Source organism: Macellibacteroides fermentans (assembly GCF_013409575.1).
Classification (GTDB): domain Bacteria; phylum Bacteroidota; class Bacteroidia; order Bacteroidales; family Tannerellaceae; genus Macellibacteroides; species Macellibacteroides fermentans.
Window position 1 is genome coordinate 201,294 of record NZ_JACCCY010000004.1, and the last position, 16,431, is coordinate 217,724.

The 16,431-nt window shown below is 40.0% G+C and carries 15 protein-coding genes; all 15 read left to right on the forward strand.

Annotated elements, in window-relative coordinates:
* Positions 1-34 precede the first annotated feature (34 nt).
* The 15 genes from ruvA (at position 35) to rpmC (ending at position 16,423) form a co-directional block, all read left to right on the forward strand.
* Positions 35-622 carry a Holliday junction branch migration protein RuvA gene (ruvA, locus tag F5613_RS13690; protein ID WP_179400174.1) on the forward strand — a complete coding sequence of 196 codons (588 nt, stop codon included), beginning with the start codon at positions 35-37 and terminating at the stop codon, positions 620-622.
* Entirely contained in the window at positions 622-8,061 is a 7,440-nt protein-coding gene (sov, locus tag F5613_RS13695) for a T9SS outer membrane translocon Sov/SprA (protein WP_179400175.1), read from the forward strand. Before ruvA ends, sov begins: the two co-directional genes overlap by 1 nt.
* 279 nt (positions 8,062-8,340) lie before the next feature.
* Complete coding sequence (gene rpsL / locus F5613_RS13700) at positions 8,341-8,760, forward strand: 30S ribosomal protein S12 (protein WP_179400176.1); 420 nt, start codon at positions 8,341-8,343, stop codon at positions 8,758-8,760.
* 152 nt (positions 8,761-8,912) lie between these two features.
* Complete coding sequence (gene rpsG, locus F5613_RS13705) at positions 8,913-9,389, forward strand: 30S ribosomal protein S7 (RefSeq protein ID WP_079682553.1); 477 nt, start codon at positions 8,913-8,915, stop codon at positions 9,387-9,389.
* A gap of 19 nt (positions 9,390-9,408) precedes the next feature.
* The gene (gene fusA, locus F5613_RS13710) at positions 9,409-11,538 is read left to right on the forward strand and encodes an elongation factor G (protein WP_179400177.1); all 2,130 of its coding nucleotides are present in this window, start codon (positions 9,409-9,411) and stop codon (positions 11,536-11,538) included.
* A 21-nt stretch (positions 11,539-11,559) separates the two neighbouring features.
* The gene (rpsJ, locus tag F5613_RS13715) at positions 11,560-11,865 is read left to right on the forward strand and encodes a 30S ribosomal protein S10 (RefSeq protein ID WP_005634728.1); all 306 of its coding nucleotides are present in this window, start codon (positions 11,560-11,562) and stop codon (positions 11,863-11,865) included.
* 20 nt (positions 11,866-11,885) lie between these two features.
* A complete protein-coding gene (rplC, locus tag F5613_RS13720) occupies positions 11,886-12,503 on the forward strand; it encodes a 50S ribosomal protein L3 (protein ID WP_068182243.1) in 618 nt (205 codons plus the stop codon).
* Positions 12,503-13,132, forward strand: a complete 630-nt coding sequence (gene rplD, locus F5613_RS13725; RefSeq protein WP_179400178.1) for a 50S ribosomal protein L4 — start codon at positions 12,503-12,505, stop codon at positions 13,130-13,132. Before rplC ends, rplD begins: the two co-directional genes overlap by 1 nt.
* An 11-nt stretch (positions 13,133-13,143) precedes the next feature.
* The gene (gene rplW, locus F5613_RS13730) at positions 13,144-13,437 is read left to right on the forward strand and encodes a 50S ribosomal protein L23 (protein ID WP_068182259.1); all 294 of its coding nucleotides are present in this window, start codon (positions 13,144-13,146) and stop codon (positions 13,435-13,437) included.
* Positions 13,438-13,445: 8 nt separating this feature from the next.
* Positions 13,446-14,270, forward strand: a complete 825-nt coding sequence (rplB, locus tag F5613_RS13735; protein WP_068182262.1) for a 50S ribosomal protein L2 — start codon at positions 13,446-13,448, stop codon at positions 14,268-14,270.
* A gap of 20 nt (positions 14,271-14,290) precedes the next feature.
* Positions 14,291-14,560, forward strand: coding sequence for a 30S ribosomal protein S19 (gene rpsS / locus F5613_RS13740; RefSeq protein WP_068182264.1), 270 nt, complete (start codon positions 14,291-14,293; stop codon positions 14,558-14,560).
* Positions 14,561-14,611: 51 nt separating this feature from the next.
* The gene (gene rplV, locus F5613_RS13745; protein ID WP_068182271.1) at positions 14,612-15,022 is read left to right on the forward strand and encodes a 50S ribosomal protein L22; all 411 of its coding nucleotides are present in this window, start codon (positions 14,612-14,614) and stop codon (positions 15,020-15,022) included.
* A gap of 6 nt (positions 15,023-15,028) precedes the next feature.
* Entirely contained in the window at positions 15,029-15,766 is a 738-nt protein-coding gene (rpsC, locus tag F5613_RS13750; RefSeq protein ID WP_068182273.1) for a 30S ribosomal protein S3, read from the forward strand.
* Positions 15,767-15,785: 19 nt separating this feature from the next.
* Complete coding sequence (gene rplP, locus F5613_RS13755) at positions 15,786-16,220, forward strand: 50S ribosomal protein L16 (protein ID WP_068182276.1); 435 nt, start codon at positions 15,786-15,788, stop codon at positions 16,218-16,220.
* A gap of 5 nt (positions 16,221-16,225) precedes the next feature.
* Positions 16,226-16,423, forward strand: a complete 198-nt coding sequence (rpmC, locus tag F5613_RS13760) for a 50S ribosomal protein L29 (RefSeq protein WP_079682550.1) — start codon at positions 16,226-16,228, stop codon at positions 16,421-16,423.
* Positions 16,424-16,431 lie beyond the last annotated feature (8 nt).

A 16,431-nucleotide genomic window follows, 5' to 3' on the forward strand; every position in this document is an offset into this window, starting at 1 on the left:
GTTATAAACAAACATTTAACTGGTTAGACGCAAAATGATTGAATATTTAAGAGGTGATATAATTGAGCTTACTCCAGCCCGAATGGTTATGGAGTGTGGTGGTGTAGGGTATGAATTGAATATCTCATTAACGACTTATAGTGCATATAGCGCTCAGCATCAGGGGAAAATATATGTTTACGAAGTAATTCGTGAAGATGCCCACCTGCTGTTTGGCTTTTCTGGTAAAGAAGAACGCGAATTGTTTTTGTTGTTGACAAGTGTTTCGGGTGTTGGTCCGAATACGGCACGTATGATTTTGTCTTCGCTACCTCCCTCTGAGTTAGTACAGGTCATTGCTTCCAAGAATGAAGCTGCACTTACTGCTGTAAAGGGTATCGGACTAAAAACCGCTCAGCGTATTTTGGTCGATCTCAAAAATAAAGTCAAATTACAGGGTGTTGTTGCTGATTCAGCAGTGTCTGGTTCCGGCAACGGTCAGATTGCCGAAGAGGCGATTGCTGCGCTGGTAATGCTGGGCTTTCAGAAGGCTGCATCTCAAAAGGCAGTTACTACCATATTGAAGAGGTCTCCTTCTCTTGAAGTGGAAAAAGTTATTAAAGACGCACTTAGAATGCTTTGATGAAAAGGGGGGCTCACTACATATTACTTGTATGTGTTCTGTTATTCGGGACTGGTCTGTATTCGTTGAATGCGGACTATCTGATCTTTACCTCAGAGGTGCCCGAACTAACAGAACTAGAGCCTCAGGTAGTTTTTGAAGGAGATTCTGTTGATCCCCGTTATCCGGTGGCTAAAACAGTGCCTGAAGCCTATGAAGATCTCATAAAAAAGTCTCCCATGGATTTGCGTAATCCGGACAATGTAAAAACTTCGATAGAATACGATCTAAAGACAAATACGTATATCGTTACGACTAAGTTGGGCGACATGCAACTAAGTACACCCATCTCTTTGACTCCCGAAGAGTATCAGGATTATAGCTTGCAGGAATCTCTGCGGGCTTATTTCAGACAAAAAAACGAGGAGAGTTACCGCGAAGAGATAAATAAGGAGCTTAAAATAACGGATATCGGATTTGATCTTGGAGCCGCAGAAAAAATATTTGGTAAAGGAGGCGTAAGAGTAAAGACTCAAGGGACTGCCGAAATTAAAATGGGCCTTAAAAGTAACAAAACTGATAATCCGTCGCTACCGCAACGTTCCAGAAACCGTACCTTTTTTAATTTTGAAGAACAAGTGCAGCTTAATGTACAGGCTACTGTAGGCGAAAAAGTGAATTTTGGAATGAATTATAATACGGAGACCACATTCGATTATGATTCCAAAAAACTTAAGCTGGCGTATGAGGGTACTGAAGATGAAATCATAAAGGTGATGGAAGCCGGTAATGTTAGCATGAACACTTCAAACTCATTGATCAGAGGCGGTGCAGCTTTGTTTGGAATAAAAACGGAACTTCAGTTTGGAAAGCTACGGGTCGGGGCCATTTTTTCTCAACAAGAATCGGAGTCGCAGACTGTTTCTTCAAAAGGTGGTGTACAAACCAAACCCTATGAATTTGCTGCCGATCAGTACGATGAAAATCGTCATTTTTTTCTTTCTCATTTCTTTAGAGATACTTATGATGCTGCTTTGTCAAAATTGCCATATATAAATTCAGGAATCAGTATTAGTAGAGTGGAGGTCTGGATTACTAATAAACGAAGTAATTACGATCAGTCCAGAAATATTGTCGCTTTTTCTGATCTGGCCGAAAACAGTCACATCAGCAATCCACAATTCAATCCTGCCGGTTCGCTTCCTATTCCTTATAATGGTGCAAATACATTGTATCAGCAGGTTGTTACCGGTTATCCGGATGCCAGAAATATTAATACGGTTTCACAGGCTTTCGCCGGTTTTATTGAGGGGGGGATTGATTATGAAAAGGTGGAAAGTGCAAGGAGACTGGATCCTTCTGAATTTACTTTGAATAAGCAATTAGGATATGTTTCCCTCAAAACACAGTTGCAACCAGATGAAGTGTTAGCCGTTGCCTACGAATATACCTACCGCGGTTCTGTATATCAGGTGGGAGAATTCTCTACAGACAATTCAGTCAATACCACTAACAGCCTCTATGTGAAGTTGCTTAAAGGAACCGCAATGTCTCCCGGCTCTCCATTTTGGGATCTGATGATGAAAAATGTATACTCTCTGGGGGCGTATGCTTTAAATAAAGAAAAATTCAGATTAGACATTCTTTATCAGAGTGATACCACTGGGGTATATTTACGTTATTTGTCGGAGGGAAATATTAAAGACGAGTTATTGTTGCGGGTGATGAACCTGGACAGACTTGATGCAAAGAATGAGACTTATCCGGATGGAATTTTCGATTATCTGGAGGGGTATACGGTGCTGTCTGAGAATGGTCGTGTATTCTTTCCGGTTGTGGAGCCTTTTGGAAGCCATTTAAGAAAAAAGATTGGTAATGATGTGATTGCCGATAAATATGTTTTTCAGGAATTGTATGACTCTACCTTGACAGTGGCGAGGCAGTTGACAGAGAAAAATAAGTTCCTCATCAAAGGCGAATACAAAGCTTCATCAAGTTCTGAAATTCAGCTCGGAGCAAGCAATGTAGCCAGAGGTTCTGTTAGGGTAACGGCAGCAGGTGTAACATTGCAGGAGAATGTGGATTATACAGTGGATTATACATCAGGGATAGTCACCATTTTAAATGAGAATATTATTTCAAGCGGTACAGGAGTGAGTGTTTCACTCGAAAACCAGTCGGCCTACAGCATGCAACGTAAAACCATGATGGGGGTTGATCTAAATTATGAGTTTAACAAAAACTTTAATCTGGGAGCAACTATCATGCATTTGTCGGAATTGCCTTTAACAACCAAAACGGCATTTGGGGACGAGTCTATAAAAAATACGTTATGGGGACTTAACACCTCATTTAGAACCGAATCGCAATGGCTTACTAATCTGTTTGATAAGTTGCCTTTGCTTACTCTTACAAAGCCTTCACAGATTTCTTTGAAAGCAGAATTTGCGAATCTGATCCCGGGCCATTACGAAAACAAGTACACAGGTGGATATTCTTATCTGGATGATTTTGAATCGACACAGACTGGGATTGACCTGTTGAATCCCTATCCCTGGACTTTATCGAGTGTGCCTTACAATGATGGTGCAAATAGCCTCTTCCCTGAAGCATCCCTCACTAATAATATAGATTATGGAAAAAACCGGGCCTTACTCGCGTGGTATTATATAGATGGATTATTTACCCGTAAAAATTCATCTATTGCTCCCAATCATATAAAAAATGATTTGGACCAGCTGTCCAATCACTATGTGAGAGAAGTAAAGACACAAGAGCTGTTCCCGAATAAAGATCTTTCATACAATGAGAATAATACATTGCCGGTACTTAACTTAGCCTATTACCCTACTGAACGGGGGCCTTACAATCTAGATGCAGACCGAATCAATGCAGATGGTTCTCTTGCAATGCCAGATAAAAGATGGGGTGGAATTATGCGTAAAATAGAGCAGAGTGACTTTGAGGCTGCTAATATTGAATACATTGAATTCTGGATGATGGATCCGTTTATATACAATGCAAATGGCAAGGGAGGAGATCTTTATTTTAATCTTGGCGAGATTTCGGAAGATATACTGAGGGATGAAAAAAAGTTTTTCGAAAACGGACTACCAATTGATGGCGATTTAAGCTCTGTGGAAGAGACTGTATGGGGGAGAGTTCCTAAACGTCAGTCAACCGTATACGCATTTGACAATACGCAAGGTGCCCGTAAACTGCAGGATGTGGGATTTAATGGTTTGTCGTCGGCTGATGAGAAACAATTTTCAACGTATCAGGATTACTTGTCAAAATTGCAGTCGCGACTCTCAGGGGAAACTCTGGCCCAAATGATGGAAGATCCTTTTTCTCCATTGAATGACCCGGCAGGAGACGATTATCACTATTTCAGAGGATCAGATTATGATGTAAAAGAAGTAGGTATTCTGGAGCGATATAAACGTTATAACGGTGTAGAGGGAAACTCTACAGCATCGGAGGATTCTCCGGAAAAGTATGATATATCAGCCCGCACAATTCCCGATGTTGAAGATATAAATCAGGATAACACGTTAAATGAATTTGAGAAATATTATCAATATAAGGTGTCGTTACGCCCTAAAGATTTAGTGGTAGGTAGTAACTATATTGTGGATAGAAGAGAGGTTACGGTTAATTTGCGTAATGGAAAAGAAGAGACTATTCATTGGTATCAATTTAAGATTCCTGTAAAGAATTATAACCAGAAAGTGGGATCCATAAATGATTTCAAAACCATACGTTTTATGCGTATGTTTATGACTGATTTTAGTGAAACAACAATTCTGCGTTTCGGATCTTTTGATTTGGTCCGTGGTGAATGGCGCAATTATACGCAAGATCTTTCTAATCCGAAGCTGCCTCCTGTTATTAATGCCTCTCTGGATGTGGCGACTGTTAATATTGAGGAAAACAGCGAACGTACTCCGGTTAATTATGTGCTACCCCCGGGGGTGAGCCGGATGCTTGATCCCGGTCAGCCTCAATTACGTCAGCAGAATGAGCAGGCATTATCTATGAAGATAACAAACCTTGCACCCGCTGATGCACGGGCCGTTTATAAAAATACCTATTATGATTTGAGGCAATACAAACGCTTGCAGCTGTTTGTCCATGCAGAAAAATTTATTAATGATGTGACTAATTTGTCCAATGGCGAAATGTCTGTCTTTATCCGCTTAGGTTCTGATTATAAAAATAATTATTATGAGTATGAAGTCCCGTTGTTACTTACCCCCCATGGTAACTACAGTACATACAATGAGACTGATCAATTTACAGTATGGCCGCAAGGAAATACGTTGAATTTTGATTTTGAGGTGCTGACCAATCTGAAACTGAATAGGAATAAGGCGAAAAGGGAAGGGAACGAGAATGTAACATTCTATACGCCTTATTCTGAGTATGATCCGGCTTCTCCGCTTAATAAGATAACCGTAGTGGGTAATCCTTCCTTGTCGGAGGTCAAGACAATCATGATTGGGGTACGTAATAATTCCAAAGATATTAAGAGTGGTGAATTTTGGGTGAATGAGTTGCGACTTACAGATTTTAATGAAGACGGAGGGTGGGCAGCAAATGCTAATTTACAAATTGCGCTTTCGGATTTTGGTACATTGAATATGGGGGGGCGTGTGGAGACTGCCGGCTTTGGCGGTTTGGATCAATCCATTGCAGAACGCAGGCTTGATGATTATTCCCAATACAATATGGCCGCCAATGTGGAGCTTGGGAAGTTGTTCCCGGAGAAAACGAAAGTAAGTATACCGTTGTATTATGCATATTCAAAGGAGACCACAAACCCAAAGTATAATCCATTGGATCAGGATATCGTATTACAAGATGCTTTGAATTCGGCAACTACCAAACATGATCGTGATTCTATACTTAATTTTTCGCAAGATAGAACCATTATTAAAAGTGTGGCTCTTAACAATGTTAAAGTTGACGTGCGCAGCAAGACTCCCATGCCATACGATCCGGCAAACTTCTCAGTGGGTTACTCATTCAATGAATCTACAATGAAAAATCCCGAAACACAGTATGAAACATCCAAAGATTATCGGGCAAACTTTAGTTACTCGTATTCTCCTTACGTAAAACCGTTTATTCCCTTTAAAAATGTAAAAGAGAAAGGAAGTACACGCTATTTAAAAGAATTTGGACTTAATTATCTCCCGTCAAACATCTCATTCCAATCGGCCATGATGAGAAATTATTATGAGCAAAAGCTTAGGAATTTAGATGATCTGGGCGCTCAGAATAATTTACCTGTTTCATTTAGTTCAACCTTTTATTGGGATAGAGCTTTTAGCTTGCGATGGGATTTTACAAAGAATCTGAATGTTAATTTTACATCGGGCACAAACGCCCGTATCGAAGAGCCCAATGTGCAGGTTAATAAAGAGTTGAATCCTGATCAGTACAAGGTTTGGAAAGATTCTGTGAAACAAAGTATTTCTGACATGGGTAAACCTATGAAGTATGATCAGACTTTTACTGCGACTTACACATTGCCTTTTGCTTTAATCCCTGTTATGGACTGGACAAGTGGTTCTTTATCTTATAATGCATCTTATAATTGGGAGCGGGGAGCCGAAATAGATTCGTTGACAGAAATAGGCAATACGATTACGAATCAGCGTCAGTTTGATATTTCAGGTCGTTTTAATTTGGTTTCACTCTATAATAAGAATAAATTCCTAGCTAAGGTGAACCAGAAATTTACCCCTACCACCCGTGTGGCATCTGCCAGCTCAAGGAATAGAAGAACTCCGCCGGCACCGTTGAAAGTGGAGAAAGATATTAAATTGAGTCCGGATAGTACGGTTAAAATAAGACATAGTCTGGCATCAAAGAAAGTGCGTGTTTCTGCGCGTGGAGCAGATGGGAAAGTTTATGCAATCAAATTTAAAGCAATAAGTGCCGGCGAAATTGAAATACTGAATCTCGACACGACAGCAATTAAAGTGTCAATACTTCCCGGTCCCGATTTGTCAAACGAATTATGGTATAAGGTTGCGGAACATGGAACGCGTTTCTTAATGATGTTACGCAGTCTGAACATTCAGTATGCAATTACAGATGGGATGATGTTACCCGGATTTCGTCCTGAAATAGGAGATTTTATCGGGCAGAGTAATACCGTGGGAGGAACTGCACCCGGATTAGGGTTTGCTTTCGGATCAGTAAGGCGTAGCTATATTGATGAGGCTGATGAAAATGACTGGCTTATTAAAAATGAAGATAATGTTTCGCCAGCAATTATCAATCATGCACGTAATTTCACCTTGAGGGCAACACTTGAGCCTATTTCTGGCCTTAAAATTGATTTAAATGCCAATAGGGTTGATACCCGCAATACCGAAATAAAGTATATGTATCAAGGTATGCCTGAAACTTATGGTGGTAACTTTACTATGACTACCATAGCTGCTTCAACCGCTTTTAAACGATCGAAAGCCATTGATGGATATAATTCTGAAACATTCAATACTTTTTTAGCAAACAGAGAGGTCATAGCTTCCAGGTTGGGGGCTGTTTATAACGGTCTGTCTTATCCGGATAAAGGCTTTCTGTCAGGGTCTGCATTGGCTGGTCAGCCCTATAATTCTGAGCTGGGTAATGTAGGTTTAAACTCATCCGATGTTTTAATACCTGCTTTCCTCGCAGCTTATACAGGAAAGAATGCAACAAATGTTTCTCTTTCGCCCTTCCCTTCTCTTTCGAGTTTACTTCCAAACTGGAGGGTAACATATGATGGACTCATAAGAGTTGGTGAACTTAGAAAGTACTTTAAAAGTGTTTTATTAAACCATCAGTACCGTTGTTCCTATAGTGTTGGAGCTTTCTCTTCTTTCTTGAATTGGGTTGATGCCGGACAGGATGACCTGGGCTTTATTAGGGATGTTCTTACCAACAATCCGTTACCCTCATCTCCTTATGAAATTTCGGCTGTAAGTATTACGGAGGGATTTAGCCCTTTGATCGGAGTGGATGTAACTTTTCAAAATAATGTTACTGCTCGTTCTGAGTACCGTACTACCAGGAATCTAAGCCTGAATATCTCGTCCTATCAATTAGTGGAGGCAGTTTCTAATGAATATGTAATAGGACTAGGTTATAAACTTACCGAGTTTAATAAAGTTCTGAAAATGAAACAAACCAAGGATTTTAGCAATGACCTTACGGTTCGCCTGGATTTTTCTTATCGGAAGTCGCAATCCCTCATTCGTAAGATTGAGGATAATTTTACACAACCAACCTCGGGAAATATAGCAAAAACGCTTCAATTATCTGCTGATTATGGTTTAAGTAAAACCCTTAGTCTAAGAGCGTTTTATGATTTACAAATCAATGAACCATTGGTTTCATCGGCATCTTATCCTACATCCAATTCAAATTATGGCATCAGCTTGCGCTTTTCACTTGCTCAATAGTCTATAAATGGGCTGGTTTTAGGAGTTTTATCAGATTATGCTAGGGCTTTTCTTTCAATTGTAGTATGTTAATGTCTATTAAATAATGTGAATGCTTATAGAGTTTGCTGTTATAGAACAGAAACTATTGCGTAACTTTGTGCCGTTTTTAGCGGCAATAATACGAAATAAAGTGGCTAACTTGTTTGGTTTCACGGAAATAATGCGTAAATTTGCTGCCTGAAATTGAAATATATAGATATATAATAATAACACATTCAAAGTTTAAAAAGAAGAAAAATGCCTACAATTCAGCAATTAGTTAGAAAAGGAAGGGAAACTTTGGTAGTTAAAGGTAAATCTCCAGCATTGGATTCATGTCCTCAAAGACGTGGTGTATGCGTGAGAGTTTACACAACAACACCGAAAAAACCGAATTCTGCAATGCGTAAAGTTGCCAGAGTTCGTTTAACAAATGGTAAAGAAGTTAACTCTTACATTCCGGGAGAAGGACACAATTTGCAAGAGCACTCAATCGTATTGGTACGTGGTGGTCGTGTGAAAGACCTTCCAGGTGTGCGTTATCACATTGTTCGTGGTACCTTGGATACAGCTGGCGTTAACGGACGTACACAAAGACGTTCTAAATACGGAGCTAAACGTCCTAAGGCCGGAGCAAAGGGAGCATCCGCAGCACCTGTTAAAGGAAAGAAGAAGTAATTATTACATCCCTTCAAACTGAGAATTTAAATTTTAGTATTAAAGCTGGTTTGAGTTTATTTGGATAGGCTACAGGTTGAGTAAATGGTTCGGCGGAACCGTTGAAGACAAATTAAGGCAACCAAGAACAAGAACAAAATTTTTGAAAACAAATGAGAAAAGCAAAACCAAAGAAAAGACAGATCCTTCCGGATCCTGTTTTCGGTGATGTTAAGGTTACGAGATTCGTTAACCATTTAATGTATGATGGCAAGAAAAATACTGCCTTCGAAATTTTCTATTCCGCTCTGGAAATCGTTAAGAATAAATTACCTAACGAAGAAAAGTCTGCTCTCGAAATTTGGAAAGCTGCACTCGACAATATTACTCCTCAAGTCGAAGTGAAATCCCGCCGTGTTGGTGGTGCTACTTTCCAGGTACCTACTGAAATCCGCCCCGATCGTAAAGAATCCATTTCTATGAAAAATCTTATCCTGTATTCTCGTAAGAGAGGTGGTAAGACTATGGCTGACAAGTTGTCTGCAGAAATTGTTGACGCTTTCAACAACCAAGGTGGTTCTTTCAAGAGAAAAGAAGATATGCACCGTATGGCTGAAGCTAACCGTGCATTTGCTCATTTCAGATTTTAAATAAGCAAAAAGAAAAACAATGGCTAAAGCTGCAGATCAATTATTAAAATATACAAGAAATATCGGTATCATGGCGCATATCGATGCCGGAAAGACTACGACCTCTGAGCGTATTCTTTTCTACACCGGTTTAACTCACAAGATCGGTGAGGTGCACGATGGCGCTGCAACAATGGACTGGATGGAGCAGGAGCAGGAGCGTGGTATTACTATCACTTCTGCTGCAACTACTACTTTCTGGAATTACCTGAATGAAAAATATAAAATCAACCTGATTGACACCCCGGGACACGTTGACTTTACTGTAGAAGTAGAGCGTTCGTTGCGTATTCTTGACGGTGCCGTTGCTGCTTTTTGTGCAGTAGGTGGTGTTGAGCCTCAGTCTGAAACTGTTTGGCGTCAGGCGGATAAATACAATGTTCCGAGAATTGGTTACGTAAATAAGATGGACCGTTCAGGAGCTAACTTCTATGAAGTTGTAAATCAGGTTAAAACTGTACTTGGCGCAAATCCATGTCCTATTCAAATCCCTATCGGTGCAGAAGAAACTTTCAAAGGTGTAATTGACCTTGTAAAAATGCAAGCAATTCTTTGGCATGACGAAACAATGGGTGCTGAATATGAGATAGATCCAATACCAGCAGATTTACTTGCGGAAGCTGAAGAGTGGAGAGACAAGATGCTTGAAGTACTTGCTGAATGCGACGACACTTTAATGGAAAAATATTTTGAAGATCCTTCAACTATCACTGAAGATGAGATTGTAAATGCAATCCGTAAAGGAACAATTGCTATGCAGATCAATCCGATGATTTGTGGTTCTTCATTCAAGAATAAGGGCGTACAGACATTGCTTGATGCTGTTTGTGCATATTTACCAAGTCCTGCTGATACTCCTGCAATCGAAGGAACAGATCCTGATGATTCAGAAAAAATAATTGTAAGACACCCAACCAGCGATGAGCCTCTTTGTGCTTTGGCATTTAAGATTGCTACAGACCCATATGTTGGACGTCTTTGTTTCTTCCGTGTTTATTCTGGAGAACTTCCTGCCGGATCTTATGTTTATAATGTTCGTTCAGGCAAGAAAGAGCGTATTTCTCGTTTGTTCCAGATGCACTCAAATAAGCAGAATCCGAAGGATGTTATCGGTTGTGGTGATATCGGTGCAGGTGTAGGATTTAAAGATATCCGTACCGGAGATACGCTGTGTGACGAAAACAATCTGATCTCATTGGAGTCAATGGATTTCCCTGAACCAGTTATCGGTATCGCTGTTGAGCCAAAAACTCAGAAAGATATGGATAAGTTGGGTATGGGATTGGCTAAATTGGCCGAAGAAGATCCTACTTTCCGTGTTCAAACCAACGAAGAAACAGGTCAGACTGTAATTAGTGGTATGGGTGAGCTTCACCTTGATATCATTGTTGACCGTTTGAGAAGAGAATTCAAGGTTGAATGTAATCAGGGTCGTCCTCAGGTTACTTATAAAGAGGCTATCACAAAATCAGTTCAACTTCGCGAAGTTTACAAGAAGCAGTCTGGTGGTCGTGGTAAATTTGCTGATATCATTGTTCGTGTTGAACCAGTTGATGCAGGCTTCGAAGGCGAATTGCAATTTGTTGACGAAGTTAAGGGTGGTAACATTCCAAAGGAATTCATCCCATCTATTCAAAAAGGTTTCTTGAAAGCTATGAAGAATGGTGTACTTGCAGGCTATCCATTGGATCAGTTGAAAGTTACTGTTATTGATGGTTCATTCCACCCGGTTGACTCAGATCAGCTTTCGTTCGAAATTTGTGCTATCCAGGCATTCAAGAGTGCAGCAGAAAAAGCTTCACCAGCTTTGATGGAACCAATCATGAAGATGGAAGTTGTAACTCCGGAAGAAAATATGGGTGATGTTATCTCCGACTTGAACAAACGTCGTGGTCAGGTTGAAGGTATGGAATCAAGCCGTACAGGTGCTCGTATCGTTAAAGCTAAAGTTCCTTTGGCAGAAACATTCGGATATGTAACATCTTTGCGTACGATTACATCAGGTCGTGCTACTTCTTCAATGCATTTTTCACATTATGCTGAGGTATCTTCTTCAATTGCTAAGCAAGTTTTGACAGAGGTTCAAGGTCGTGTGGATTTGATCAAATAATTTAGAAACATATAAATAGATATGAGCCAAAAGATCAGAATTAAATTAAAGTCTTACGACTATTCTCTAGTAGACAAATCTGCTGAGAAGATTGTAAAGACGGTAAAGGCTACCGGTGCTGTTGTAAGCGGCCCTATACCTCTGCCTACGCATAAGCGTATTTTTACTGTGAACCGCTCGACTTTCGTAAACAAGAAGTCTCGTGAGCAGTTCGAACTCTCTTCTTATAAGAGATTAATTGACATCTATAGCTCAACTGCTAAAACAGTTGATGCATTGATGAAGCTGGAGTTGCCCAGCGGTGTAGAAGTTGAAATTAAAGTGTGAGTATTTAAAAATTAAGTGAAATGCCAGGATTATTAGGAAAAAAAATCGGAATGACATCCGTTTTCAGTGCCGAGGGAAAAAATCTTCCATGCACTGTTATCGAAGTGGGTCCTTGTGTTGTTACGCAAGTTAAAACGCTCGAAAAAGATGGCTATGAAGCTGTACAGTTGGGTTTCCAGGATCAAAAGGAAAAACACACAACACAGCCTGAAATGGGACATTTTAAGAAAGCAGGCGTAACTCCCAAGAGATACTTGGCCGAGTTCAAGAATTTTGAAACCTCTTATAATTTAGGAGATGTAATCTCTGTAGATTATTTAGAAAATGCAGGTTTCGTAGATGTTATCGGAACATCTAAGGGTAAAGGTTTCCAAGGTGTTGTTAAACGTCATGGTTTCGGTGGTGTAGGTCAGTCTACTCACGGTCAGCATAACCGTCTTCGTGCACCGGGTAGTGTTGGAGCATGTTCTTATCCTGCTAAAGTGTTCAAAGGAACTCGTATGGCTGGTCAAATGGGTAACGAACGTGTAACTGTTCAAAACCTTCAAGTGATCAAGGTGATGCCTGAACACAATCTTTTACTAGTTAAAGGATCTGTACCAGGAGCAAAAGGTTCAATCGTATTAATTGAGAAGTAATGGAACTGAGCGTATTAAATATTAAAGGCGAAGATACCGGAAGAAAGGTAACTTTGAATGATGCTATTTTCGGCATTGAGCCCAACGATCATGCTATTTATCTGGATGTAAAACAGCATTTAGCAAACAAACGTCAGGGAACACACAAGTCGAAAGAGAGAAGTGAACTCTCAGGTAGTACCCGTAAGCTTATCAAACAAAAAGGTGGTGGCGGCGCTCGTCGTGGTGATATTAACTCTCCTTTATTGGTTGGTGGTGCACGTGTTTTTGGTCCTAAACCCAGAGACTACGAGTTTAAATTGAACAAGAAGGTAAAAGGTCTTGCACGTAAATCTGCCTTGGCTTACAAAGCGCAAGCTAATGCAATCGTTGTAGTTGAAGATTTTGCTATGGAAGCTCCTAAGACAAAAGAATTTACTGCAATTACTAAAAATCTGAAAGTGGCTGATAGAAAGTTACTTTTAGTTTTAGCGGAGAGAAATAATTTTGTATATTTGTCGGCTCGTAATATCGAGAAGACAAATGTGATAACTGCTTCAGAAATAAACACATATGCAGTGCTTAACGCTACAAGTTTAGTGCTGACAGAAAGTTCTGTGGCTGTTATTGATAATTTATTTAAAGCATAAGGAGTAAAATAATGGGAATTATTATTAAACCTATAGTAACAGAGAAACAAACAGCGATTACTGAAAAGATGGCTAATCGCTATGGTTTTCGTGTTTCTCCTGATGCCAACAAGTTAGAGATAAAGAAAGCGATCGAAGATATGTACAACGTAACCGTAGTTGATGTTAACACCATCAACTATGCGGGTAAGTTGAAAAGTCGTTACACTAAATCAGGTGTAATTAACGGAAAGCAGGCATCTTTTAAGAAAGCAATCGTAACGTTGAAAGAAGGAGAAACAATCGATTTCTTTAGTAATATCTAAGAAGAAAAATGGGAATACGTAAATTAAAGCCCACAACACCGGGGCAGAGACACAAAGTTATTGGTGCATTTGATAAAATCACTGCAAGTACACCAGAGAAGTCTCTTGTAACAGGTAAAAGAAGTACTGGTGGTCGTAACAATACCGGTAAGATGACAATGCGTTATCTTGGAGGTGGTCACAAACAAAAGTACAGATTTATTGATTTCAAGAGAAGCAAAGATGGCATTCCTGCAACAGTTAAGTCAATCGAGTACGATCCCAATCGTACATCACGTATTGCACTGTTGTATTATGTAGACGGAGCAAAGAGCTATATCATCGCTCCTAATGGTCTGGAAGTTGGCCAAACAGTGGTTTCAGGTAGCGATGCTGCTCCTGAAGTAGGTAATACGCTGCCTCTGCAGAATATTCCTATTGGTACGATTGTTCACAATATTGAATTACGTCCCGGACAAGGGGCTAAGTTAGTTCGCTCGGCTGGTGCTTTTGCGCAGTTAACTTCGAGAGAAGGTACCTATGCGATCATTAGAATGCCTTCAGGCGAAACTCGCAAAATTCTTGCAGCTTGTAAAGCTACCATCGGTAGTGTTGGCAATTCAGACCATGGGCTTGAAAAATCAGGTAAGGCCGGTCGTTCTAGATGGCTTGGTCGTCGTCCTCGTAACCGTGGGGTTGTAATGAACCCAGTTGATCACCCAATGGGTGGTGGTGAAGGACGTGCATCAGGAGGACATCCTAGATCACGTAAAGGCTTATATGCAAAGGGCTTGAAGACAAGAGCTCCTAAAAAGCATTCTTCAAAGTATATAATTGAAAGAAGAAAGAAGTAAACTGATTAATTAAGTAAACTATGAGTCGTTCGCTAAAAAAAGGCCCGTATATCAATATCAAGCTTGAAAAAAAGGTTTTGACTATGAATGAGTCAGGCAAGAAAGCTGTGGTTAAGACATGGGCAAGAGCTTCAATGATTTCGCCTGATTTTGTAGGCCATACTATTGCAGTTCATAATGGAAATAAATTTATTCCTGTTTTTGTTACCGAAAACATGGTTGGTCACAAGTTGGGAGAATTTTCTCCAACTCGTACTTTCCGTGGTCACTCCGGTGGTAAGAAAAAGTAATATCGGTAGTAACAGGAATTCAGGAATCTGAAAATTAAAAGAATCAATAAAATGGGTGCTAGAAAAAGAATATCAGCCGAAGCAAGAAAAGAAGCCCAAAAAACCATGTATTTCGCAAAATTGCGAAATGTGCCAACTTCTCCCCGCAAGATGCGTCTAGTAGTAGACATGATCCGCGGTATGGAAGTTTTCAGAGCACTTGGTGTTTTGAAGTTTTCTAATAAGGAAGCTTCTGCAAGAGTAGAAAAATTGCTACGTTCAGCGATTGCAAATTGGGAGCAAAAGAATGAGCGCAAAGCAGAAACAGGAGAACTGTTCGTGTCTTCAATACAGGTAGATTCTGCTACAATGTTGAAGAGAATGCGTCCAGCTCCTCAAGGAAGAGGTTATCGTGTTCGTAAACGTTCGAACCATGTTACCTTGTTTGTTGATACACGTAGTACAAACGATAGTCAAAATTAATTGTAGATGGGACAAAAAGTTAATCCGATTAGTAATCGTTTAGGAATCATCCGTGGATGGGATTCCAACTGGTATGGCGGAAATAATTATGGTGAAACACTGTTGGAAGACAGCAAGATCCGTAAATATATGAATGCCCGTCTGGCTAAGGCTAGTGTATCACGTATTGTTATTGAACGTACACTGAAGTTGATCACAATTACAGTTTGCACATCACGTCCGGGTATTATCATCGGTAAAGGTGGTCAGGAAGTTGATAAGTTGAAAGAGGAGTTGAAGAAAATTACTGACAAAGAAGTTCAGATTAACATCTTTGAAGTAAAAAGACCCGAATTGGACGCAGTGATCGTAGCAAACAATATTGCACGTCAGCTTGAAGGTAAAATTGCATATCGTCGTGCTATTAAGATGGCTATCGCCTCTACCATGAGAATGGGTGCCGAAGGTATTAAAGTGCAAATCTCTGGTCGTTTGAATGGTGCTGAAATGGCCCGTTCAGAAATGTATAAAGAAGGAAGAACTCCGTTGCACACTTTTAGAGCAGATATTGATTATGCTTTAGGTGAAGCGTTGACAAAGGTTGGTTTGATTGGTATTAAAGTTTGGATCTGTCGTGGTGAAGTTTATGGTAAGAGAGATCTTGCTCCTTCATTTACTGCTTCTAAAGATTCAGGTCGCAGAAATGACAGCAATACCTCAGGCAACAGAGATAAGAACTTCAAGAGAAAGAAAGCTAATCGTTAAACGTTAGAATAAACAAGAGATGTTACAACCTAAAAAAACAAAGTTCAGAAGACAACAAAAAGGTCGCATGAAGGGCGAAGCTCAGCGTGGAAACCAGTTGTCATTCGGATCATTTGGTATAAAGTCATTGGAGTCCAAGTGGATTACAGGTCGTCAGATCGAAGCTGCCCGTATTGCTGTAACTCGTTACATGCAACGTCAGGGCCAGGTTTGGGTACGTATTTTCCCAGATAAACCAATTACTAAGAAGCCTGCAGAAGTACGTATGGGTAAAGGTAAAGGTTCGCCAGAAGGATTTGTGGCACCTGTTACACCAGGACGTCTTATTTTCGAGATTGAAGGGGTTCCTTTCGATGTAGCTAAAGAAGCATTGCGCCTTGCAGCTCAAAAGCTTCCGGTTACTACAAAATTTGTAGTAAGACGTGATTATGACTTTCAAAATCAAAATGCGTAATTGTTATGAAGATAGCAGAAATTAAAGAATTAAGCACAAAGGAGTTGATTGAAAGAGTAGATGCTGAAGTAGCAGCTTACGATCAGAAGAGAATCAATCATACTATTACTCCTGTTGATAATCCTGCTCAGATTAAACAACAACGCAGGACGATTGCGCGCATGAAGTCTGAATTGCGCTACAGAGAACTTAATAATAAATAATTGAGCCT

Bases quoted from the DNA above. Each gene is read 5' to 3' on its own strand.
- rplC (WP_068182243.1), top strand. From the start codon at position 11,886: ATGCCAGGATTATTAGGAAAAAAAATCGGAATGACATCCGTTTTCAGT.
- rpsJ (WP_005634728.1), top strand. From the start codon at position 11,560: ATGAGCCAAAAGATCAGAATTAAATTAAAGTCTTACGACTATTCTCTA.
- ruvA (WP_179400174.1), top strand. From the start codon at position 35: ATGATTGAATATTTAAGAGGTGATATAATTGAGCTTACTCCAGCCCGA.
- sov (WP_179400175.1), top strand. From the start codon at position 622: ATGAAAAGGGGGGCTCACTACATATTACTTGTATGTGTTCTGTTATTC.
- rplV (WP_068182271.1), top strand. From the start codon at position 14,612: ATGGGTGCTAGAAAAAGAATATCAGCCGAAGCAAGAAAAGAAGCCCAA.
- rplB (WP_068182262.1), top strand. From the start codon at position 13,446: ATGGGAATACGTAAATTAAAGCCCACAACACCGGGGCAGAGACACAAA.
- fusA (WP_179400177.1), top strand. From the start codon at position 9,409: ATGGCTAAAGCTGCAGATCAATTATTAAAATATACAAGAAATATCGGT.
- rplD (WP_179400178.1), top strand. From the start codon at position 12,503: ATGGAACTGAGCGTATTAAATATTAAAGGCGAAGATACCGGAAGAAAG.
- rpsL (WP_179400176.1), top strand. From the start codon at position 8,341: ATGCCTACAATTCAGCAATTAGTTAGAAAAGGAAGGGAAACTTTGGTA.
- rpsG (WP_079682553.1), top strand. From the start codon at position 8,913: ATGAGAAAAGCAAAACCAAAGAAAAGACAGATCCTTCCGGATCCTGTT.
- rpsS (WP_068182264.1), top strand. From the start codon at position 14,291: ATGAGTCGTTCGCTAAAAAAAGGCCCGTATATCAATATCAAGCTTGAA.
- rpmC (WP_079682550.1), top strand. From the start codon at position 16,226: ATGAAGATAGCAGAAATTAAAGAATTAAGCACAAAGGAGTTGATTGAA.
- rpsC (WP_068182273.1), top strand. From the start codon at position 15,029: ATGGGACAAAAAGTTAATCCGATTAGTAATCGTTTAGGAATCATCCGT.
- rplW (WP_068182259.1), top strand. From the start codon at position 13,144: ATGGGAATTATTATTAAACCTATAGTAACAGAGAAACAAACAGCGATT.
- rplP (WP_068182276.1), top strand. From the start codon at position 15,786: ATGTTACAACCTAAAAAAACAAAGTTCAGAAGACAACAAAAAGGTCGC.